The organism is Acidovorax kalamii (assembly GCF_002245625.1).
Taxonomy (GTDB): Bacteria; Pseudomonadota; Gammaproteobacteria; order Burkholderiales; family Burkholderiaceae_C; genus Acidovorax; species Acidovorax kalamii.
Map to the genome: position 1 here is coordinate 168,298 of NZ_NOIG01000013.1, position 20,764 is coordinate 189,061.

The window sequence follows — 20,764 nt, forward strand, 5'->3', positions numbered from 1 at the left end:
AAAGCAACGGTCGAATGCACCCCAGTCAGGGTGCGATGAACTCAAAGCATCCAACTCCCCCATAGCTTTGTGATCTGACAATAAAAAAGCGCCTCAACTGAGGCGCTTGGAGCCCATCGGTGCAGATGCGCTGCACCATCACAGGTTTTATTTACAGGTTACAGAGTTTATTTTTACGATCAGAGGTCGCAGCCACTATCTGACGCTCACTCCACTGTGACGCTTTTGGCCAGGTTGCGGGGCTTATCGACATCCGTTCCCCGCGCACATGCCGTGTGGTACGCCAGCAGCTGCAGCGGCACCACGTGCAGCAGCGGGCTCAGCGGACCGTAGTGTTCCGGCATGCGGATCACGTGGATGCCTTCGCTGCTTTCGATGTGGGTGTCGCCATCGGCCAGCACATACAGCACGCCGGCGCGGGCGCGCACTTCCTGCATGTTGCTCTTGAGCTTTTCGAGCAGCGCGTCGTTGGGCGCCACCGTCACCACCGGCATGGCGCTGGTCACCAGGGCCAGGGGGCCATGCTTGAGTTCACCGGCCGGGTAGGCCTCGGCATGGATGTAGCTGATCTCCTTGAGCTTCAAGGCACCTTCCAGCGCGATGGGGTAGTGCAGGCCCCGGCCCAGGAAGAGTGCGTTTTCCATGCGGGCGAAGTCTTCGGCCCAGCTGATGAGCTGGGGTTCCAGTGCCAGCACGGCCTGCAGGGCCATGGGCAGGTGACGCATGGCTTTGAGGTGGGCGGCTTCCTGTTCTTCGCTCAGGCGGCCCTTGCTCTGCGCCAGCGCGAGCGTCAGCAAGAACAGGCCCGCCAACTGCGTGGTGAAGGCCTTGGTGCTGGCCACGCCGATCTCGACGCCAGCGCGCGTGATGTAAGCCAGCTTGCATTCGCGCACCATGGCGCTGGTGGCCACGTTGCAGATGGTCAGCGTGTGCTGCATGCCCAGGCTCTGCGCGTGGCGCAGCGCGGCCAGCGTGTCGGCGGTTTCACCGCTCTGGGTGATGGTGACCACCAGGGTGCGCGGATTGGGAACGCTGGTGCGGTAGCGGTATTCGCTGGCCACTTCGACCTGGGTGGGGATGCCGGCGATTTCTTCGAGCCAGTATTTGGCCGCGCAGCCGCTGTAGTAGCTGGTGCCGCAGGCCAGGATGAGGACGTTGTCAATCTCCTTGAACACGCGCCAGGCAGCCGCGCCGGGCTGGCCGTTTTGGCCCGCGCCGTCGAACAGTTCGGGCACGATGCCCTCCACACCTTCGAGCGTGTCGGCAATCGCGCGCGGCTGCTCGAAGATTTCCTTTTGCATGTAGTGGCGGTAGGGGCCCAGCTCGGCCGCGCCGCTGTGGGCCTGCACGGTGCGCACGGGGCGCTGCGCGGGGGTCAACGCGGCGCCGTCCTTGCCCACGATCCAGTAGCGGCCCAGTTGCAAGTCCACCAGGTCGCCCTCTTCCAGGTAGACGATCTGGTCCGTCACGCCTGCCAGGGCCATCGCGTCGCTGGCCAGGAAATGCTCCGCCCCTGCGTTTCCAACCCCCAGGATCAGCGGCGAGCCCGCACGCGCACCCACCACGCGGTGGGGTTCGTCCTTGTGGATCACCGCAATGGCGTAGGCGCCGTGCAGCTCGGCCACTGTGGCCCGCACGGCTTCGAACAGGTCGCCGCTGTAGTGGCTGTCCACCAGGTGGGCGATGACCTCGGTGTCGGTCTGGCTGGCAAACACGTAGCCGCGTGCCTGCAGGCTGCGGCGAAGTTCTTCGTGGTTTTCGATGATGCCGTTGTGCACCAGCGCCACGCGGCCCGCCTGCTGGGTGGCAGCGTCAACGCCCAGGCCGTGGCTGAAGTGCGGGTGGGCGTTGTGCACGGCCGGGGCGCCGTGGGTGGCCCAGCGCGTGTGGGCGATGCCGGTGGCGCCATCGACATGTTCGGCCTGCACCTGCTCCAGCAGCTCGGCCACGCGGGCCGTGCTGCGGGCACGCTGCAAGCCGCCACGTGCGGTGCCGTGGCGCGAGGCGTCGATGCTGGCGCCGTGCACGGCCACGCCGCAGGAGTCATAACCCCGGTACTCCAGCCGCTGCAGGCCCTGCACGAGGATAGGAACGATGTTGCGCGTGGAGACTGCGCCGACGATGCCGCACATAGTGAATGCCTTGGTTGGAAAACGATGGAGCGATGGTAGGCAGCCACAAAAGAAATGTTTGATTAATTTTCAGATGAATTTGAACTTAAATTTCATTGAAACCCATTGATGAAATTTAAGTTCAAAATAACAATGATGACGGAACAAATCACACTGGATGCCACCGACCTGCAGCTGCTCAACCTGCTGCAAACCGACGCCGCACAAAGCAACCAGGCGCTGGCCGAGCAGGTGCATGTGTCGCCCCCCACCTGTCTGCGCCGCGTCAAGCGCCTGCAGGATGCGGGGCTGATCGAACGCCAGGTGGCCATCCTGCAGCCCGACCGGCTGGCCGCGCTGCAGGGCCACGGACTGGCCTGCATCGTCGAGGTGTCGCTGGACCGCCAGGGCGCCGAACAGCTTGACGCGTTCGAAGCCCGCGCCGTGGCTGACGACGCCGTGCAGCAATGCTGGCGCGTATCGCCCGGCCCGGACTTTGTGTTGGTGGTGCACACGCGCGACATGCCGGGGTACCTGGCGCTGTCGCAGCGGCTGTTTACGGGTGACGCCAATGTGCGCAATGTGAAGGCCTTCTTCGCCACCCGGCGCGCAAAATTTGACACAAAAGTGCCTCTTGCGCTCGGCTGACAAGCGCTTCTAGCTATCAAATTTGATAGCCCAAACCCCTACCAGAGCGCCTGGCGCCAGATGGTCATTTCTTGCTGGCATCGTCTGGATGTGCGCTGTAAGCTCCCGCGCATCCTTGACCTTTGCCCGTGCGGGCGCTCCCACAGACCGATGCCAACCTCCCGACGCCAGATGCCCCGCCGCATCTATCCACTGCGCATACTGGGCATGGGGCTGGGCGGCATGGTGGTGGGCGTGGTGCTATGGGAGCGCCAGGCTTCCGCCCTGGCTTGGCTGTGCATGGCGCTGCCCTGCTTTGCCTGGCCCCATGTGGCCTACCTGCTCACCCAGCGCAGCGCCGACCCTTACCGCACCGAAACCCGCAATCTGCTCATCGACTCGGCCCTGACCGCTGCGCTGGTGCCGCTCATGCATTTCAACCTGCTGCCCAGCGTGCTGCTGCTCACCCTGACCATGGTGGACAAGATCACCACCGGTATCCGGGGGCTGTGGGCGCGCGCCCTGGTGGCGATGCTGGTGGCAGGCGCCGCCAGCACCCTGCTCACCGGCATGCACTGGGCGCCCGAGACCTCCATGCGGGTGATGGTGGCCTGCCTGCCCGTGATGGTGCTGCACACGCTTTCCGTCAGCATCGTGAGCTACCAGCTCATCCGCAAGGCCACGCACAGCAACCTGATGCTCGACGAGCTGCGGCGCGTGGACGCGCTCACCGGCCTGTTCGGCCGTGGCCACTGGCAGGAACAGGCCGAAGCCGCGCTGCGCCGCCACCACACCACCGACGAACCCGCCTGCATGCTGATGCTGGACATCGACCATTTCAAAAGCATCAACGACCTGCACGGCCACACCGTGGGGGACGAGGTGATCCGGGCCCTGGCCCATGTGGTGCGCGGCCATGTGCGCGCGGGCGACTGCGCGGGGCGCTTTGGCGGCGATGAGTTTGCCATCGTGCTGCCCGGCATGCACGCCCGCGACGCCCTGGCGATTGCCCAGCGTATCCGCGAGCAGACCGAATGCGTGCGGCTGCGCCACCTGCCCGATCTGCGCATCACCAGCAGCATCGGCGTGGCCCCGGCCGACCACCGCCACAGCAACCTGCGCGCCTGGATCGATGCGGCCGACGCGGCGCTGTATGTGGCCAAGCACGAGGGGCGCAACCGCGTGTCGGGCTACATGGAGCCCGCGCTGGCGCCAGCGGTCTAAACGCGTTTTTTACAGAGACGTCGGCTCTTACGCTGCCTCAGCAGCCAAAGCGGCCACAGGCCACGCCACCCGCACCGTGCAGCCCGCTCCCGGCGCCGCCGTGGCGGTCACCGTGGCGCCATGGCGCTGGGCAATCGCGCGGCACAGCGCCAGCCCCGTGCCCACGCCGTCAAACTCGGTCTCACGGTGCAGGCGCTGGAACACGCCGAACAGGGTGCCCGCACGCGCCGGGTCAAAGCCCACGCCGTTGTCCTGCAGCGTGAAGGCCACGCTACCTGCCGGTGCCGCATCGGCCCGCACGGTGATGCAGGGCTGGGCCACGGGGCGTGTGAACTTGAGCGCATTGCCCAGCAACTGCACCAGCAACTCCTGCAGCAACACCGGGTCGGCCCACAGCGTGGGCAGGTCGGCATCCACGCGCCATTCCACGGCACGCCCAGCCTTGGCAGGGGCCAGCGTGGCGCGCGCCTGGGCCATCGCATCGGCCAGCGGCACAGGCTGCAGGCGCAGTGGGGCGCGGCTGGCACGCACCAGGGCTTGCAGGCCGTCGATCATGAGCCCCATGCGCCGGGCGGACTGGTCCATGGTGGCGAGGAAACCCAGGGCCTCCTGTACCTCGGCGCCCCGCGCCACCTCGGGCGGCAAGTCGCCCAGCACCTCGCGCACCAGCGTGCCGTACGACGTTACATGCCGCAGCGGCGCGCGCAGGTCGTGCGAGACGGCGCGCAAGAACTCCTCCTGCGCAGCCGCCATGTCGGCCACCTGCTGCTGGCTGCGGGCCAGTTCGGCGCGCAGCTGTTCGGGGGTCATGTCTGCACCAGCCACTTTCATCTCCCGCCGCAGGTCACAGAAGCGTGCATGGCACAACGAGGCGCCAACGCGCTATGCACGAAGACGAAGACGCAGGCGAGGACAGCCAGCAAGGGCCGCCCCGCAGCAAAGGCTGTCGTCCCCCTGGAGGGGGAAGGCGCGAAGCGACTCAGGGGGTGCTTCATTTTTTCGGGCGAGACCAGTTGGCAATGCTCACCTGCTTGCCCCGCGCCACGCTCAGCGCGCCAGGCGCCGTGCTCTTGGTGATGGTGCTGCCACCGCCCACCGTGCCGCCTGCGCCAATGGTCACGGGCGCCACCAGCACGCAGTTGCTGCCGATGTGTACGTCGGCCTCGATCACCGTGCGGTGCTTGTTGGCACCGTCGTAGTTGGCGGTGATGCTGCCCGCGCCGTAGTTCACGCGCTCGCCCACGGTGGCGTCGCCCAGGTAGGCCAGATGGTTGGCCTTGGCGCCGTCGGCCATGGTGCTGTTCTTCACTTCCACAAAGTTGCCGATGTGCACCTCGCGGCCCAGTTGCGCGCCGGGGCGCAAGCGGGCAAAGGGGCCGATCAGCGCGCCCTCGCCCACGGTGGCTCCGGCCTTTTCGCCGTCGATGTGGGTGTAGGGATGGATCACCGCGCCTGCAGCGATGCGTGCGTTGGCGATGCAGCAGTTCGCGCCAATGCTCACGCCCTCGCCCAGTTCCACGCGGCCGGTGAAGACGCAGTTCACGTCGATCTCCACGTCCTGCCCACACAGCAGCTCGCCGCGCACGCCGGTGCGGGTGTCGTCGCGCACATCGAACCGCGCGGGGTCGGCCAGGCGCACGCCCTGCTCCATCAAGGCACGGGCCTGGCGCAGCTGGTGCGCGCGTTCCAGCTCGGCCAGTTGCAGCGGGCTGTTGACGCCCGCCACCTGCAGCGCGTCGGTGATGTGGTGGGCCACCACAGGCACGCCGTCGGCCACGGCCATGGCGACGATGTCGGTGAGGTAGTACTCGCCCTGGGCATTGTCATTGGTCAGCCGCGCCAGCCAGCCGCGCAGCAGCCGCGCGGGCACGGCCATGATGCCGCTGTAGATCTCGGTGATGGCGCGCTGGGCGTCATTCGCATCCTTGTGTTCGACGATGCCCTGCACGGCGCCATCGGCGTTGCGCAGGATGCGGCCATAGCCCGTGGGGTCGGGCAGGGTCACCGTGAGCAGCGCCAACTGCTCGCCGCCACTGGCCGCCACCAGCGCGCGCAGCGTGTCGGCCTGGGTCAGCGGCACATCGCCCGACAGCACCACGGCCGTGCCGTCATCGCGCAGGTGGGGTACGGCCTGCAACACGGCGTGGCCCGTGCCCAGCTGGGGTTCCTGGCGCACAAATTTCAGGGCAAAACTGCTGTCTGCGCCCGCTGCACCTGCGCAAGCCGCTTCTACTTCTATAGCACCATGGCCCGTGATGACGATGGCGCTGCGCGCCTGCAGGTGGGCCGCCTGGTCCAGCACGTGGTGCAGCAGCGGGCGTCCGGCCAGGCGCTGTAGCACTTTGGGGAGGCGGCTTTTCATGCGCGTGCCCTTGCCGGCCGCCATGATGAGGATGTCGATTGGGGTCATGGAATGCGTCTGGAGATCAGTAGCCCGGGGCGGTGCGCCGCGCGGGCCGGTGCGGGATTATCGGCTGCGCCGCCCGCGCCCCACCAGCAGCCTCCCGCCCTCAGGCCGCCCCAGGCTGCCAGCGCCGCAACACCAGGGTCGCATTCACCCCGCCAAAACCAAAACCGTTGACCATGGCGTGCGTGAGCGCCATGCGGCGTGGCGTCAGCGCCACCAGATCCAGGCCTTGCGCCAGTTCATCCGGCGCGTGCAGGTTCAGCGTGCCGGGCACCACCTGGTCGCGCAGCGCCTGCACCGTGAAGATGGTGGCCACCGCGCCCGCCGCACCCAGCAGATGGCCCGTGGCCGACTTGGTGGAGACGATCGCAGGCCCTGCACCCGTGCCAAACACGCGGCGAATGGCGGCGAGTTCGCCCCGGTCGCCCACCGGGGTGGAGGTGGCGTGGGCATTGAGGTGCTGCACCTCGTCAGCCCGCAGCCCCGCCTGCGCCAGCGCGGCGGCCATGCTGCGCGCGGCGCCGTCGCCATCTTCCGGCCCCGAGGTGATGTGGTGCGCGTCGGCCGACGTGCCGTAGCCCACCAGCTCCGCCAGCGGCTGCGCGCCGCGTGCGAGGGCGTGGTCCAGCGCCTCGATCACCAGCATGCCCGCGCCCTCACCCATCACAAAGCCGTCACGCTGTGCATCGAACGGGCGTGAGGCTTGCTCGGGCGTGGCATTGAACCCCGTGGACAGCGACTTGGCCGCCGCAAAGCCGCCCAGGCTCACGCGGTCGATGGCGGCCTCGCTGCCACCACACACGGCGATATCGGCCTCGCCCGCGCGGATCAACCGGGCCGCGTCGCCCAGCGCCTGCACGCTGGCCGCGCAGGCCGTGACCGGCGCACCCAGCGGCCCCTTGAGCCCGTGGCGGATCGACACCTGCCCCGCCGCCAGGTTGACCAGAAACGACGGCACGGTGAACGGCGACAGCCGCTGCGGCCCGCGCGTTTCGGTGGTGCGCACCGCGTCGGCAATCGCGCCAAAGCCGCCAATGCCCGAGGCAATGACGGTGGCCGTGCGCGCGAGCGCCGACTCGTCCCCCCCCACCACCGGCCAGCCCGCCTGGGCCAGCGCCTGGTCGGCAGCGCCCAGCGCAAAGGGGATGAAGCGGTCCATCTTGCGCTGGTCCTTGGCCGAGATGATGGCATCCACATCCCAGCCGCCCTCGGGGTCCTCGGACAGCGGCAGCACCCGCCCGGCCACCTTGGCGGGCACTCCTTCGGTCACGGCCTCGGGCAGCACGGTGATGCCCGAGCGGCCCGCCAGCAGGCGCTGCCAGGCCAGCTCGACATTGCAACCCAGTGGTGACACCAAGCCCATGCCGGTGATGACGACGCGGCGCATCAGCGGGCCGCTCCGTGTGCGGCAGGCGCCAGGGCGCTGCGGTGGGAAAGAGGGGTGGGGGTCATGGAATCACCTCGCTGGTTGCCGCCCGGCGCCTCTGCGGCCCCGGGGTTGACGGGGCCAGCGGCTGCCCGGTGGCGGGCCACGCGGTCACACCGCCACAGAAGGATCGGGCATTTATGATTAGGGCCGTCATCATAAACACAAAACACCGCTTTGCGTACGATCGCAATCAATAGAAGGCCCACCCCATGAAAGTCTCCAAGGCACAGGCCGCCGAAAACCGCCAGGGCATCCTGGACGCCGCCGCCCGGCTCTACCGCGAGCGCGGCCTCACGGGCGTGGGCGTGGCCGACATCACACGCGACGCGGGGCTCACCCACGGCGGGCTGTACCGGCATTTCGAGTCCAAGGACGCCCTGGTGCGCGAAGCCTGCGCCCGTGCGTTCGACTGGTCGATTGCGCCGCTGGACGGCCACATGCCCAACGCCAGCGTGGCCGACCGCATCCAAAGCTACCTCTCGCCCCAGCACCGCGACGCCCCCGGCAGCGGCTGCCCCGCCGCCGCGCTGGCAGTGGACGCAGCACGCGCGGGCGGCGAGTTGTCGCAGGTGTTTGCCGAAGGCATCGAGCGCAACATCCAGCGCTTTGCGCAACTGCTGGCCGACGCCGAGCCTGCTATGCCCGCCGTGTCCGCGGGCACCGCGCCGCAGGATGCCGACGAAACAACGGCAGCCGCCACTGCAGCCACCCACCGCGCGCACGCCATGCAGGTGCTGGCCACCATGGTCGGCGGCCTGGTACTGGCCCGCGCCACAGCGGCCGCGCAGCCGGGGTTGTCTGAGGAGATTCTGATTACCCTGCAGGATCAGCTGATCCGCCTGCTGGACACGCCAAGCGCCTGAGACACCGGGTCCCAGACCAGGTCCATTGCCATCAAAGAGCTTCTTGTGCTGCTGGTGGGGCTGGCGCGAGAAGCCCCTGCGCGGTGAGCGCTCCCACCGGGGTGCGGACCATCGCTCAAGCGCAGACAGCGCCACACAAGCCCCCGCCCCATCACAGCGGCTGTGACGCAGCTGCTTGCGGCAGTGCCGACCGCGCCTTGCTTTCGTCAAAACCCCCACGCCAAGTCCGCGCACACCTTACCCACTGCACCCGCTGATTGCAGCTGCTGGCCCCCGAATGAGACGCCCAGTCAAGAACCGGGCAAACGCCCAGTCAAGCCGCTGGAGCCGTCTGCCGCGACGATCCGACGGGTACGTCAGGCACACAACCTGATGCTCTCAAAAGCATAGCTTCTTGCGCTTTATGGCAAAGCGCCGGAGGCCTTCTCACAAAAAACACATGGCTTCTTTCTTCAGGCCGCGCATTCTGCTGCTCGTGGCCCTCGCCAGCGTCGGCGCCGTTCGCGCCGAAGTGCTTTTCGACAACCTGGGCACAGGCGACAACGTTGGCTACACGGTGCAGGTTCCCATGCGCTGGGCCAACCGTGTGCCGGTGGGCCCGGCTCCAGCCCGCATCACCCAAGTGGCGCTGGACATGGTGAACGCCCACAACCCCGATACGCCCTTCACCATGGAGGTCTGCGGCAGCGCCCCGGGCGATGGGGCGCCCGCGAACGACTGCCAGCCGTTCACCGCCACGGCCATGGCGCCGTCACCAGGGCCCACCACCTTCACCGGCAGCTACACCGCTCGGGCTTCGAGCCAGGTCTGGGTGATCTTTGCGGATCCCAACGGACCTGCGGGCAGGGGCTATCGGCAGGTCAACCGCAGCAGCACCGGCGGACACCTCTGCCGCGACTACATGGGGTGGCGGTGTTACCCCCAGTCCTGGGTGATGCAGCTGCAAGGCACGCTCTTGCCCATTGCCAGCAGCGCCAGCCCCGCCACGGGCCTGTTCAATGGGGGACTCACGGTGAGCATCGAAGGCGCCCGGCTCACCGGCGCCACGGCCGTGGCCTTCGGCGGCACCCCGGCGGCCAGCTTTCGGGTGGACAGCGACACCCGCATCACAGCCGTCACCCCCGCTCACGCGGTGGGCCCGGTGGCCATCGAGGTCACCACGCCCGATGGCACCGCCACGCTGGACGCAGGCTTCGCCTTCGTCGCCCCCGTGGATGGTGCCTGCGGCAACGCCCAGGGGCAGCCAACATCCGCAGCCCCCTCAGCCAACCTGTGCAGCGCGGGCCAGGCCAGCAGCGTGCTGCTGCCGCCCGGCGACCGGACGATCTACCGGTGGACCTGTGCTGGCCTTTATGGCGGCACCACCTCGCCACAATGCACGGCGCCGTCGCTGCTGCCGTTCATCACCCATGCCAACCCTGCCAGTGCGGGCAGCAACGGGGGCGATCAGGTCAGGTTGACCGGCCACGCCTTCAGTGGGGCGACGGCGGTCACATTCGGTGGTGTGGCAGCCGCACGCTTCACGGTGGACAGTGCAACGCAGATCACCGCCACCACCCCTGCCCATGCGGCAGGCGCGGCCACCGTGGAGGTCATCACGCCACACGGCACTGCACAGCACATGGGTTTCGGCTTCATACAGTCGGTGAACGGCACCTGCGGCGCTGCGGCCGGTCGCCCCAGCATCACCACTCCCAGCACCGATTTTTGCGGCGCGGGCTCGGCCAGCACGGTGCAATCGGCCGCCGGGGGATACACCTGGACCTGCGCAGGCACCCACGGCGGCAGCGACTCTGGCCTGTGCAGCGCTCCCTGGGCCGCTGTTGGCACGGGCAAGGGCAGCGTGCAAGTAGCGGGTTCGGGCGGCTGGCAGGTCCAGTCTGCCGCTTTCGGCGCCAGTCTGCCGGCGCCTTTGCCTGCGGGTGCTCGCTCGGACTTTGCCCCACTCGCACTCACCTTGGCAGGCGGCACACCGGGCGCCAGCGCCAATGTCACCGTGCGCTACACCCAGCCGGTGCCGCCAGGCGCCGTCTACCTGAAGTACGGCGCCAGCCCAGAAGGCCTGGGTTGCACTGGTGCTGCGGCCTGCGCGGCGGCGCACTGGTATGCACTGCCAGGCGCGGCAATCGCACCCGATGGCCTGAGCGTGACCTTCACCCTGACCGATGGCGGCGCAGGCGACAGCGACGGCAACGCCGACGGCCAGATCACCGACCCAGGTTTGCCCGCCCTGCTGGCAGCCGCCCCAACGGGTGCGCAGGCCATCCCTGCTCTCGGCCCCTGGGCGCTGGTACTGCTGTCGCTGCTCGCAGCGGGCACGGCCTCGCGCCGACTGCGGGAGTCACTCCTCAATTAAGAGCGTCTTACGCTTTCTACATAAGCCCTAGAGCCCCATTTCATGCACAAATCCCTATTGCATGCGGGCGCCATCGCCGCCTTGCTTCTCACCACCGCAGCCCCCACCAGGGCCGACTGGGCCCTGCCTCCCGGCACTGCGGCCGACCTGGGCGGCGGCACGGTATCCCTGGGTTGCACGGACGTTGCCGTGAATGGCGGCTCGCTGGCCTTGGGCGCCAGTGGTGCGCTTTTGGCAGCGCGCGATGTCTCCGCATCGGCCGGTGCGTCGCTGTCCCTGAATGGGGGCCGGGTGGAACTGGCTGGACAGTGGACATGGGCCAACCCCACACATGCCAGCGGCGGCCAGGTACTGCGCACTGCCAGCCCTGGCTGCCTTTTGGCCGGCCCTGCAGGCCCTATCCCGCTGGGCGGCAGCGCAGTTGCGCCCGTTCCGGTGCCCATGCTGGGCCCCTGGACGCTGGCTTTGCTCACGCCAGCCGTGCTCGCACTGGCAACCCGGCGGCGCAGGAAACCCGCACAACATTGACCTTACCGAGATTCATCGATTCCATGCTTCGACAACTCTCCCGCTCTCTTGTCCTTTGCCTTGGCATCGTGGCCACGCACGCTGGCGCAGCCGACATGACCCTCACGCCCGCCGCCGGGAGCCGTGTGGTCATCCACTCCGCACCCGGAACGCCCGCGCTACAGGTGCTGCCAGGAGGCGAGGTGCGCTTGCCCAACCTGCCCGCAACCCCCGCCATCGGCACCACCATGGTGTGCCACGACGCCACAGGCGCCCTGGGCCGCTGCAACCCGCTGGCATCCCAGGGGCCGAAAGGTGACAAAGGTGACCCCGGGGAAAAGGGGGACAAGGGAGATACCGGAGCGACGGGCCCCGCCGGATCAGCAGGCCCCGCAGGAGCCACCGGCTCGACAGGGGCAACCGGTGCTACAGGCCCGACGGGCCCGGCAGGTGCCACGGGTCCAGCAGGCCCTGTAGGCCCAGCAGGGCCCTCTGGCCCGGCTGGCCCGACAGGAGCCACAGGTCCGGCGGGGCCGCAGGGCGCTGTGGCGGGTGTATCTGTCATGCGCCACGGCTGCTTTTCAGTCACAGACCCGCTCTCTAACACTCTGGCGCCCGCCACACGGATCAGTGGCAACGGCTACACCGTGACGTCGGCGTATGGAGGGGGACAGACGCGGTCGTACTTTATTTTCTTCGACCAGCCGCCGGGAGGCTTGGACTCCTCCGTGCTGTTGGACATCCGAAGCAGCCCGGGCCGGAGCATGGCAGCCACCGTCAAACGCGACAACATCATCGACCTGCTGGTGACCGTGGATGTTGCAAGCAACATTGCCTCGGGCGAAAACCTCAGTGTCTGCTTCTCACTCTTTCGCTGAACTGCACGAAAAGATTGCGGGGGCTTGGAGTGGCCCCCAGAGCTTGCAGCGCTGGTGGGGTGATGTCCCAGGCGCTGAGCTCTTTCTGAAAGAGGCTGCAAGAAACGGCCAGGGCCACCAGCCCATCGCTGATCGCCCCCTTTTCACAAAGACTCAGGCGCAGCAGGCGTCGCTGGCCACCGCCACCGACGGGCTGCCAAAAGCCGCACGGCGCCACCAGGGGGTGGCGGTGCTGGCCACGTCCACCGGCGTGCGCGTGAAGCGGTATTGCAGGCGCTGCTGGCCCACGGGCTCGACCACGGCGTGTTGGCCGGCGGCCACCCACAGGGTCTGGCCGGCGTGCAGGAACACGTCGCCAGCTTCGGTGCCGGTGCCGTAGGGGCCCGCATCCAGCGTGACCCAGGCTTGGCCTTCGGCAATGCGCAGGGCCATGGGCGCGCGGGGTGTGAGGCTGAGGGCCTTGCCTGGCAGCAAGGTGCTGACACCGTAGGCGGCAGCAGCCGTGGCAGCGGTGGAAAAGAACTTGAAAATCTGCGAGGTGGTCATATGAATCTCCGGGTTTACCCTTGATGGACTCTATGGTGCTCTGTGCTAGCCGCAGCGTCCAATGAAAAGGAATGCACCAATTGATGCTCTTCTTGCATGTCGGTCTCAAGCGGGCTTGCTTTCGCGTGGTGCCGCTATCCGAATGAGAGCAAAGCGGGCGATTCCGAGCACCAGACGCCCTCCGGCGCCGATCGCCTGGCCCCCCGCCAGCCCCACGGCGCGCCCACCCTGGGCGAGTGCCTGCACCAGGTCGCGCAGGGGCTGGACCACGCCACATTCCCATTCAGCACCGGGCCGCAGGGCGCACCGGCCTTGCGCGGGCACCGGGGCGGGGGCGCCATGCCAATGGAAAGCCACGTCCTCGCCGGGCGAGCCCGCCGGGGTCCAGACCTCCATCACCACATGCTGGCCCGCTGCGATGTCGAGGCGGTCACCGGCTTGCAGCAGGTGGTCGGCCACGCCAAGGAGCAAATCTGCGGGCATGTCGGCCGGCTGGTGGCGGGGCAAGGCCCCGCTCAGCGTGAGCCAGACCCGGCCCTGGGCAATCTCCAGCACGCTGCGCTCACGCGGGTGCAGCGACAGGGCGCGGCCTGGGGTCAGTTTCCAGCAACCGGCCGCAGAACGGCCAGCCACGGCGGCTTGCACGGATTGTTGCGATTCCAGAACGTTGCGGGCAGACATGACAGGCTCCTTAGAGTGGGAAAACAGGTGTTTTGGAGCATGAATAGTGATCCTTTCGCCACACACAGTCCAATGAAAACGCGGTACGCTATTCATTCCATCAACGCATGAATCAATACTCTCCGGGAGCCCTGCCATGGCCTCAGCCGAATACTCCCCCGCTGTCCTGCGCACCCGTCCGGTGGCCATGGGCCACTGGCGCGCCTTTCTGGCCGTGGCGCGGCACCTGAACTTCCGCGCTGCGGCCGACGAGCTGGCGCTCACCCAGTCGGCCGTGAGCCGCCAGATCCAGGCGCTGGAAGAAGAAGTGGGCGTGCCCCTGTTCCTGCGCCACACGCGCGCGGTGGAGCTGACCAGCGCGGGCGCGCAACTGCAGCGCGCGGTGGGCCCGGCGCTGGAGCGCATGGACGCTGCCGTGCGCCTGGTGCGCCAGACGGCCGGGCGCCGCAGCGTGGCCATCACCACCTGGGCCAGCTTTGCGTCGATGTGGCTGATTCCGCGCATGGAGGAGTTCCAGCGCGACAACCCGGGTATCGACATCCGCATTGATGCGAGCGACGTGCAGGTCGATCTGGAAACCTCGGACGTGGACCTGGCATTGCGCTATGCCATGCCCGCCGGAGCCACGCAGGGCGGCATCCGCCTGTTTGGCGAGCAACTGGCCGTGGTGGCCAGCCCCTGGCTGCTCAAGAGCGGCAAACCGCTGCGCACCCCCGCCGATGTAGCGCAGTTCACCCTGATCGAGGCGGGCGACGCCCATCGCACGCACTATCTGGAATATCTGAGCTGGCGCCGCTGGTTCGACACCCGCGACCTGACCAAACTGCAGCCTGAGCGCTGGCTCTACTTCAACTACGCCCACCAGATCGTGCAGGCCGCGCTGGCGGGCCAGGGGCTGGCATTGGCCCGCATGCCGCTGATTGCCGATGCCCTGGCTGCAGGCGACCTGGTGGAAGTGCTGCCCGGCCACCGCATCGACTCGCCACTGTCCTATTGGCTGATGGTGGGGCCGCGAAGCGTCAACCGGCCGGAGATCAAGGCCTTCTGCGCCTGGCTGCAGGTGCAGGCCGAGGCCACCCGCCAGGCGATTGGTGATGTGCCCGACCCGGATTTGAACGACAACCTGGACGGGGCCTGAAAAGAAAAAAGCGCCGGCCTGTGCAGGCTCGGCGCTTTTGCTTCCATTTTTATAGCAATCACCGATTATCCAGCGGGCGGTGAAGGCCCATTCAGCTCAATAAATCAGGCCAATGTGACCCGTGCGAACTTGCGTTTGCCCACTTGCACCACGTAGGTGCCAGCGGCCAGCTTCAGGCCCTTGTCGCTGACCACACTGCCATCCACACGCACACCGCCGCCGTCGATCAGGCGGTTGGCCTCGCTGGTCGAGGGGGCCAGGTTGGCCTGCTTGAGCAGAGCGCCAATGCCCAGTGGTGCGCCGGACAGGCTCACCTCGGGGATTTCATCGGGCACGCCGCCCTTGCTGCGGTTGATGAAGTCCTGCTCGGCCGCGTCGGCGGCGGCAGCGCTGTGGAAGCGCGTGGTGATTTCCTTGGCCAGCATCACCTTGGCGTCCTTGGGGTTGCGCCCGCCCTCCACCTCGGCCTTGAGCGCGGCGATCTCGGCCAGGCTCTTGAACGACAGCAGGGTGAACCAGTCCCACATCAGGGTGTCGCTGATCGACAGCACCTTGGCAAACATGGTGTTCGCGTCTTCGGCAATGCCGATGTAGTTGTTCTTGGACTTGGACATCTTGTCCACGCCATCGAGCCCCACCAGCAGCGGCATGGTGAGCACACACTGCGGCTCCTGACCGTATTCCTGCTGCAGGTGGCGACCCATGAGCAGGTTGAACTTCTGGTCCGTGCCGCCCAGCTCCAGGTCGCTCTTCAAAGCCACCGAGTCGTAACCCTGCATCAGCGGGTACAAGAATTCGTGCACCGAAATGGACTGGCCGGTGGTGAAGCGCTTGTGGAAGTCGTCGCGCTCCATCATGCGTGCCACGGTGTACTTGGCGGCCAACTGGATCATCCCGGTGGCGCCCAGGGGCTCGCTCCATTCGCTGTTGTAGCGGATCTCGGTGCGGGCCGGGTCCAGCACCAGGCTGGCCTGCTTGTAGTAGGTCTCGGCATTCACCTTGATCTGCTCGGGCGTGAGCGGCGGGCGCGTGCTGTTGCGGCCCGAGGGGTCGCCGATCAGGCTGGTGAAGTCGCCGATCAAGAAGATGACCTGGTGGCCCAGATCTTGCAATTGCCGCATCTTGTTCAGCACCACCGTGTGGCCGATGTGGATGTCGGGGGCCGTGGGGTCCAGACCCAGCTTGATGCGCAGCGGCTGGCCCGTGGCCTCCGAGCGCGCCAGCTTCTTGACCCATTCGTCCTGTGGCAGCAGCTCTTGCACGCCGCGCAGCGAGATTTCGAGGGCCCGTCCTACACCATCGGAGACCGGGGTTGTTGTAACAGCAGATTGATTCATAAGGGTTTTTTGGGATGTCTAGACAGCATGCGCCGCTATACTTCAGCCCACATTGCAGAGGCGGATTCTAGTGGGCCCGCCGTTTCGACCTGTTTTTATCAACCTGTCGGATGGCTGCAGCCTGACAGTCTGTGCTCCTGGCCCCGCCCCGTATTCGCACCGGGGGTGTGCCATGGATCCGCAATCACCCTGGGGATAGACCTTTGATTCACGGCCTCACCACGGTCCGCACCGCCAGCACCGCTTTGCTTGACCGACTGTCCCGCACGATCCAACAACACCCCAAACGCATCACCGCCGCCGTTGCCGCCGTCCTGCTGACGGGTGGCGGTGGCGCCTTCGCTGTGGCTTCCTTCGCGCCCGATCCGGCCGAGCTGCCCGTGCGCATGGTGAGCTACCCCGTCGAATCGCTGGCCGAGAACCTGGTGCTGGGCGAGCTGGACGCCCCGGGCTTCTCGCTGTTCCGCTCCGAGCAGGTGCGCTCCAGCGACACCCCCGAATCCCTGCTGCAGCGCCTGGGCGTGGCCGACCCGGCCGCCGCCGCCTTCATGCGTGGCGATACCCCCGTGCGCCAGAACGTGCTGGGCCGCACCGGCCGCAGCGTGTCGGCCGAGACCACCGACGACCACCGCCTGGTGCGCCTGACCGTGCGCTGGGTGCCGGACGACAGCGGCAACTTCCGCCGCCTGATCGTCGAGCGCACAGGCGACAACAAGTTTGCGACGCGCATCGAAACCGCCAAGATGACGACCAACAGCCGGCTGGCGGGCGGCATCATCCACAGCTCGCTGTTCGCCGCCACCGACGCGTCGAACATCCCCGACGCCGTGGCTGTACAGGTGGCCGAACTGTTCTCGGGCAACATCGATTTCCGTCGCTCGCTGCGCAAGGGCGACCGCTTCTCGGTGGTGTATGAAACCCTGGAAGCCGACGGCGAACCCCTGTCCAGCGGCCGCGTGCTGAGCGCCGAGTTCGTCAACAACGGCAAGACTCACCAGGCTGTTTGGTTCCAGGAGCCCGGCGCCGCCAAGGGCGCTTACTACACGCTGGACGGCGAAAGCATGCGCCGCGCCTATCTGGCCTCGCCGGTCGAGTTCTCGCGCGTGACCAGCGGCTTCAAGATGCGCCTGCACCCCATCCTGCAAACCTGGCGCGCCCACCTGGGCACCGACTTTGCAGCCCCCACGGGCACCGCCGTGCGCACGGTGGGCGATGGCGTGGTGGAATTTGCGGGCGTGCAGAACGGTTACGGCAACGTGGTGTTCATCAAGCACCGCAACCAGCATGTCACGGTGTACGCCCACCTGAGCCGCATCGACGTGCGCCAGGGCCAGTCGGTGGAGCAGGGCCAGACCCTGGGCGCCGTGGGCGCCACCGGCTGGGCCACCGGCCCGCACCTGCACTTCGAGTTCCGCGTCAATGGTGTGCACCAGGACCCCATGACCATCGTGACCCAGAGCGAAGCCGCTGCCCCCGTCTCGGTCGCCGGCCGTCCTGCGTTTGACCGCCTCGCGGCCAACATGCGCGTCCAGCTGAACGCCGCTGCGCTCATCGAGCAGGCCAGCGCAGACTGATCCCGACTTACCAACGACGCACTCCACCCGTCAGGCCATGTCCGATCTGTACATCGGCCTGATGTCGGGCACCTCGCTCGATGGCATCGACGGGGTGCTGGCCGACTTCTCTGGCCCGCGCATGCGGGTGACGCACCACGCCAGCGCCGCCTTTGCACCCGCATTGCGCGCCGAGTTGCTGGCCCTGAACACCCCCGGCGACAATGAACTGCACCGGGCGGCCCTTGCTGGCAACGCGCTGTCGCGCGCCTATGCCGAGGTGGTGCAGGCACTGCTGCAGCGCAGCGGCCTGCCTGCCCATGCCATCCGCGCCATCGGCGCCCACGGGCAAACCGTGCGCCACCGCCCCCAGGAATTCGACGGCACGGGCTACACCCTGCAGCTGCTCAACCCCGCCCTGCTGGCCGAGCGGACCGGCATCACCGTGGTGGCCGACCTGCGCAGCCGCGACGTGGCAGCAGGCGGCCAGGGTGCGCCGCTGGTGCCCGCCTTCCACCAGGGCATCTTCGGACGGCCGGATGAAACGGTGCTGGTGCTGAACATTGGCGGCATCTCCAACCTCAGCGTGCTCGGCGCGGACGGCCGCGTGCTGGGGTTTGATTGCGGCCCTGGCAATGCGCTGATGGACCACTGGTGCCAGCTGCACACTGGCCAGCCTTTCGACAGGGACGGCGCCTGGGCCGCCACCGGGCAGGTGCTGCCCGGCCTGCTGACATCGCTGATGCAGGAGCCTTTTCTGCACAAGCCGCCACCCAAAAGCACGGGGCGCGACCTGTTCAACCCCCCCTGGCTGGCCACCCACCTGGAGCCCTTCGGGCATGCCAATCCCGCCGACGTGCAAGCCACATTGACAGAATTCACTGCCACCGCCTGCTCAGCTTGCGTTGATAGCTACAAAATAGATAGCAAAACCCTGGCGGTGTGTGGGGGCGGTGCGCTCAACGCCCAGCTGATGCGCCGCCTGCAGGCCCTGTGCCCTTCGCTGCAGGTCGTGGCCACCGATGCCCTGGGGCTGCCCGCGCTGCAGGTCGAAGCCGCCGCCTTTGCCTGGCTGGCGCGCCAGGCAATGCACCAGGCCCCTGGCAACCTGCCCAGCGTGACCGGCGCAGCGGGCGCACGCGTGCTGGGCGCGGTGTACCCGGCCTGAGCGCAGCAGCGAAGCCCTCCCACCATGAAAAAACCGCCCGAAGGCGGTTTTTGTCTTTGGTGCATCCAGGGCATCGGCCTCCCGGCCCGCCCTTAGGCCTATCAGGCCGAGAAGCTGGAGCCACACCCGCAGGTGGTGGTAGCGTTGGGGTTCTTGATCACAAACTGGGCGCCCTGCAGGTCTTCCTTGTAGTCGATCTCGGCACCCACCAGGTACTGGTAGCTCATCGCATCGATCAACAGCGACACGCCATTCTTGGTCATGGTGGTGTCGTCTTCGTTGGTGATTTCGTCAAACGTGAAGCCGTACTGGAAGCCGGAGCATCCACCACCCTGCACAAACACGCGCAGCTTCAGGTCAGGGTTGCCTTCTTCGGCAATCAGGTCCGCCACCTTGGCCGCAGCACTGTCGGTGAAGAGGATCGGGGCGGGCATTTCGGTCTGGATGTTGTCGGCAACGGCGCTCATGGGGTACTCCGGGTTCGGTATTTGGGGTTAATACTACTGCAAACCGCTCGGGAATTCAGATCACGGATTGTTTGACGCCAACTTCAGTGGGGGCTTTTCCTCGACCAGCACGGCCGTCGGGAACAACTGCCCGGCAATCACAGCGCCCTGGTGCATCTCTAGCGCCCTGTAGTGCACGTTGCCGGTGATCTGCGCCTTGGGCTGCAGCTCCAGCAGCTCACCCGCATGCACGGGGCCCAGCACCTGACCGTTGATGATCACGTGGTCGGCATGCACAGCCCCCTCCACACGGGCGGTTTCCGAAATCACCAGGATGCTGGGCTGCTCTGCCCCCGCACGGATGTCGCCCACCACTTCACCGTCAATGCGCATGCCCTCGGCAAACAGCACATTGCCTTCGATTTTGGTGCCCTGCGCAACCAGACTCTTGATGGGGGGCTGCTTCTTACGCGAAAACATGGGCAGGACTCCTGAAAAAGCGCGCAGGCCGGGCGGCCCACATGCGGATGAACGAGAAAACCGAAGCTATTGGCTGGCACCACCCCACGCACCTGCACAGGGTCACTGGCACACCTGAGGCGGGAGCACGGCGGGCCCCACCGGTTGCGGCAGTGGCGCGGGGCCACCGGCGAAGGCCGCCACCTTTGTCTCTTACTCGATGGCCATGGTCTGTGTGGTGCGGACGGTGGCGCCGTCCAGCACGCGCGCGGTCACGGTTTTTACCACGGCATGGGGCGGCAGATCGAGGACACCCTCCATGCGGCGGTACTGCTTGACCTGCAGGGGCTGCCCCTGGGGCGGCAGGGTCTGGGTCCAGGGCTTCCCATCCTGGGTGCCTGCCAACACCAGCTCCAGGCGTCCATTGAACTCGGGCGCATTGCGGGTCGCCTGGATGACCAGCACCTGCCAGCGCAGCTGCATTCCGCCCAACACCTCGGCCTGCAGGGCACGGATCGCCAGGCCATCGGTCTTGGCTGCCGGGATCAGTTTTTCAAAAAAACCCAAATCCTCACGCAGCGTCCGGTTGTCAGCCTCCAGCTGGCGCACCTGGGCCATCAGGCTCTCTTTGGCGGCGCGTTCGGTGGCCAGCAGGCTCTCGGCGGTCAGTGCCACCGTTTGCCGCTCCTGGCCCTCATCGCGCAGGCGGGTGATTTCGGCCTTCATCTGGTGCACCTCATCACGCGACACGGTGTCCAGCCCGGCGATGGATTTGCCGAACTCGAACGCCCAAAGCGCGACTGCCGCACAAAAGCCCAGCACCACCGCCAGCGCCAGCCAGCGAAAGGGCCAGGGCAAGGCGCTGCGGATGGCCACCCGGGGGGCACTGATGGTCAGCCGACGGCGCAGCAGGCGAAAGCGCATAGGATCAACAGGCGTGTCTTGGACATACAGCCCCCAAAAGAAAAGAGCGCACCATAAACGAAAAAACCGCCCGAAGGCGGTTTTTCTCTGTAAAGCACCCCAGGGATGCT

General features: G+C 67.1%; 18 protein-coding genes. 8 read left to right on the forward strand and 10 right to left on the reverse strand.

Translation table 11 applies throughout. The annotated features are described in order from the left end of the window. Nucleotides 1-206: 206 nt before the first annotated feature. Nucleotides 207-2,132, reverse strand: coding sequence for a glutamine--fructose-6-phosphate transaminase (isomerizing) (gene glmS / locus CBY09_RS21590; protein WP_094291629.1), 1,926 nt, complete (start codon nucleotides 2,130-2,132; stop codon nucleotides 207-209). A 135-nt stretch (nucleotides 2,133-2,267) separates the two neighbouring features. Between glmS and CBY09_RS21595 the strand changes: the two genes are divergently transcribed. Continuing rightward, complete coding sequence (locus CBY09_RS21595) at nucleotides 2,268-2,759, forward strand: Lrp/AsnC family transcriptional regulator (RefSeq protein WP_094291713.1); 492 nt, start codon at nucleotides 2,268-2,270, stop codon at nucleotides 2,757-2,759. A gap of 150 nt (nucleotides 2,760-2,909) precedes the next feature. After that, nucleotides 2,910-3,962 (forward strand): sensor domain-containing diguanylate cyclase, encoded by a 1,053-nt coding sequence (locus CBY09_RS21600; RefSeq protein WP_094291630.1) that lies wholly within the window; start codon nucleotides 2,910-2,912, stop codon nucleotides 3,960-3,962. Between the two features lie 27 nt (nucleotides 3,963-3,989). On the opposite strand, the gene CBY09_RS21605 is transcribed toward CBY09_RS21600, so the two are convergent. The 3 genes from CBY09_RS21605 to fabF form a co-directional block, all read right to left on the reverse strand. Then, entirely contained in the window at nucleotides 3,990-4,772 is a 783-nt protein-coding gene (locus CBY09_RS21605; RefSeq protein ID WP_205734192.1) for a sensor histidine kinase, read from the reverse strand. Between the two features lie 181 nt (nucleotides 4,773-4,953). Further along, nucleotides 4,954-6,372, reverse strand: coding sequence for a bifunctional UDP-N-acetylglucosamine diphosphorylase/glucosamine-1-phosphate N-acetyltransferase GlmU (gene glmU, locus CBY09_RS21610; protein WP_094291632.1), 1,419 nt, complete (start codon nucleotides 6,370-6,372; stop codon nucleotides 4,954-4,956). Nucleotides 6,373-6,472: 100 nt separating this feature from the next. After that, complete coding sequence (gene fabF, locus CBY09_RS21615; protein ID WP_094291633.1) at nucleotides 6,473-7,756, reverse strand: beta-ketoacyl-ACP synthase II; 1,284 nt, start codon at nucleotides 7,754-7,756, stop codon at nucleotides 6,473-6,475. A gap of 251 nt (nucleotides 7,757-8,007) precedes the next feature. Between fabF and CBY09_RS21620 the strand changes: the two genes are divergently transcribed. The 3 genes from CBY09_RS21620 (at nucleotide 8,008) to CBY09_RS21630 (ending at nucleotide 11,545) form a co-directional block, all read left to right on the forward strand. Then, on the forward strand, nucleotides 8,008-8,661 hold the full coding sequence (locus CBY09_RS21620; protein ID WP_094291634.1) for a TetR/AcrR family transcriptional regulator: 654 nt from the start codon (nucleotides 8,008-8,010) through the stop codon (nucleotides 8,659-8,661). A 439-nt stretch (nucleotides 8,662-9,100) separates the two neighbouring features. After that, nucleotides 9,101-11,017 carry an IPTL-CTERM sorting domain-containing protein gene (locus tag CBY09_RS21625; protein WP_165773963.1) on the forward strand — a complete coding sequence of 639 codons (1,917 nt, stop codon included), beginning with the start codon at nucleotides 9,101-9,103 and terminating at the stop codon, nucleotides 11,015-11,017. Nucleotides 11,018-11,059: 42 nt separating this feature from the next. Then, nucleotides 11,060-11,545, forward strand: coding sequence for a hypothetical protein (locus CBY09_RS21630; RefSeq protein WP_133066330.1), 486 nt, complete (start codon nucleotides 11,060-11,062; stop codon nucleotides 11,543-11,545). Nucleotides 11,546-12,555: 1,010 nt separating this feature from the next. Here the strand turns inward: CBY09_RS21630 and CBY09_RS21640 are convergent. Then, on the reverse strand, nucleotides 12,556-12,948 hold the full coding sequence (locus CBY09_RS21640) for a DUF2917 domain-containing protein (RefSeq protein WP_094291637.1): 393 nt from the start codon (nucleotides 12,946-12,948) through the stop codon (nucleotides 12,556-12,558). Nucleotides 12,949-13,053: 105 nt separating this feature from the next. Next, on the reverse strand, nucleotides 13,054-13,629 hold the full coding sequence (locus CBY09_RS21645) for a DUF2917 domain-containing protein (protein ID WP_094291638.1): 576 nt from the start codon (nucleotides 13,627-13,629) through the stop codon (nucleotides 13,054-13,056). A 136-nt stretch (nucleotides 13,630-13,765) separates the two neighbouring features. On the opposite strand from CBY09_RS21645, the gene CBY09_RS21650 reads away from it, so the two are divergent. Further along, entirely contained in the window at nucleotides 13,766-14,767 is a 1,002-nt protein-coding gene (locus tag CBY09_RS21650; protein WP_094291639.1) for a LysR substrate-binding domain-containing protein, read from the forward strand. 104 nt (nucleotides 14,768-14,871) lie between these two features. Here CBY09_RS21650 and tyrS read toward each other — a convergent pair whose 3' ends face one another. Next, the gene (gene tyrS, locus CBY09_RS21655) at nucleotides 14,872-16,104 is read right to left on the reverse strand and encodes a tyrosine--tRNA ligase (protein WP_094291640.1); all 1,233 of its coding nucleotides are present in this window, start codon (nucleotides 16,102-16,104) and stop codon (nucleotides 14,872-14,874) included. A gap of 203 nt (nucleotides 16,105-16,307) precedes the next feature. On the opposite strand from tyrS, the gene CBY09_RS21660 reads away from it, so the two are divergent. Continuing rightward, nucleotides 16,308-17,678: a M23 family metallopeptidase gene (locus tag CBY09_RS21660; RefSeq protein ID WP_094291641.1), complete on the forward strand. Its 1,371-nt coding sequence runs from the start codon at nucleotides 16,308-16,310 to the stop codon at nucleotides 17,676-17,678. A 37-nt stretch (nucleotides 17,679-17,715) separates the two neighbouring features. Then, complete coding sequence (locus CBY09_RS21665) at nucleotides 17,716-18,825, forward strand: anhydro-N-acetylmuramic acid kinase (RefSeq protein ID WP_094291642.1); 1,110 nt, start codon at nucleotides 17,716-17,718, stop codon at nucleotides 18,823-18,825. Between the two features lie 101 nt (nucleotides 18,826-18,926). Here the strand turns inward: CBY09_RS21665 and erpA are convergent, their stop codons facing one another. The 3 genes from erpA to CBY09_RS21680 form a co-directional block, all read right to left on the reverse strand. Then, nucleotides 18,927-19,292 carry an iron-sulfur cluster insertion protein ErpA gene (gene erpA, locus CBY09_RS21670; protein ID WP_056414289.1) on the reverse strand — a complete coding sequence of 122 codons (366 nt, stop codon included), beginning with the start codon at nucleotides 19,290-19,292 and terminating at the stop codon, nucleotides 18,927-18,929. Nucleotides 19,293-19,352: 60 nt separating this feature from the next. Further along, entirely contained in the window at nucleotides 19,353-19,751 is a 399-nt protein-coding gene (locus CBY09_RS21675; protein ID WP_094291643.1) for a bactofilin family protein, read from the reverse strand. A 192-nt stretch (nucleotides 19,752-19,943) separates the two neighbouring features. Then, on the reverse strand, nucleotides 19,944-20,654 hold the full coding sequence (locus CBY09_RS21680; RefSeq protein WP_094291644.1) for a DUF6776 family protein: 711 nt from the start codon (nucleotides 20,652-20,654) through the stop codon (nucleotides 19,944-19,946). Nucleotides 20,655-20,764: the final 110 nt, after the last annotated feature.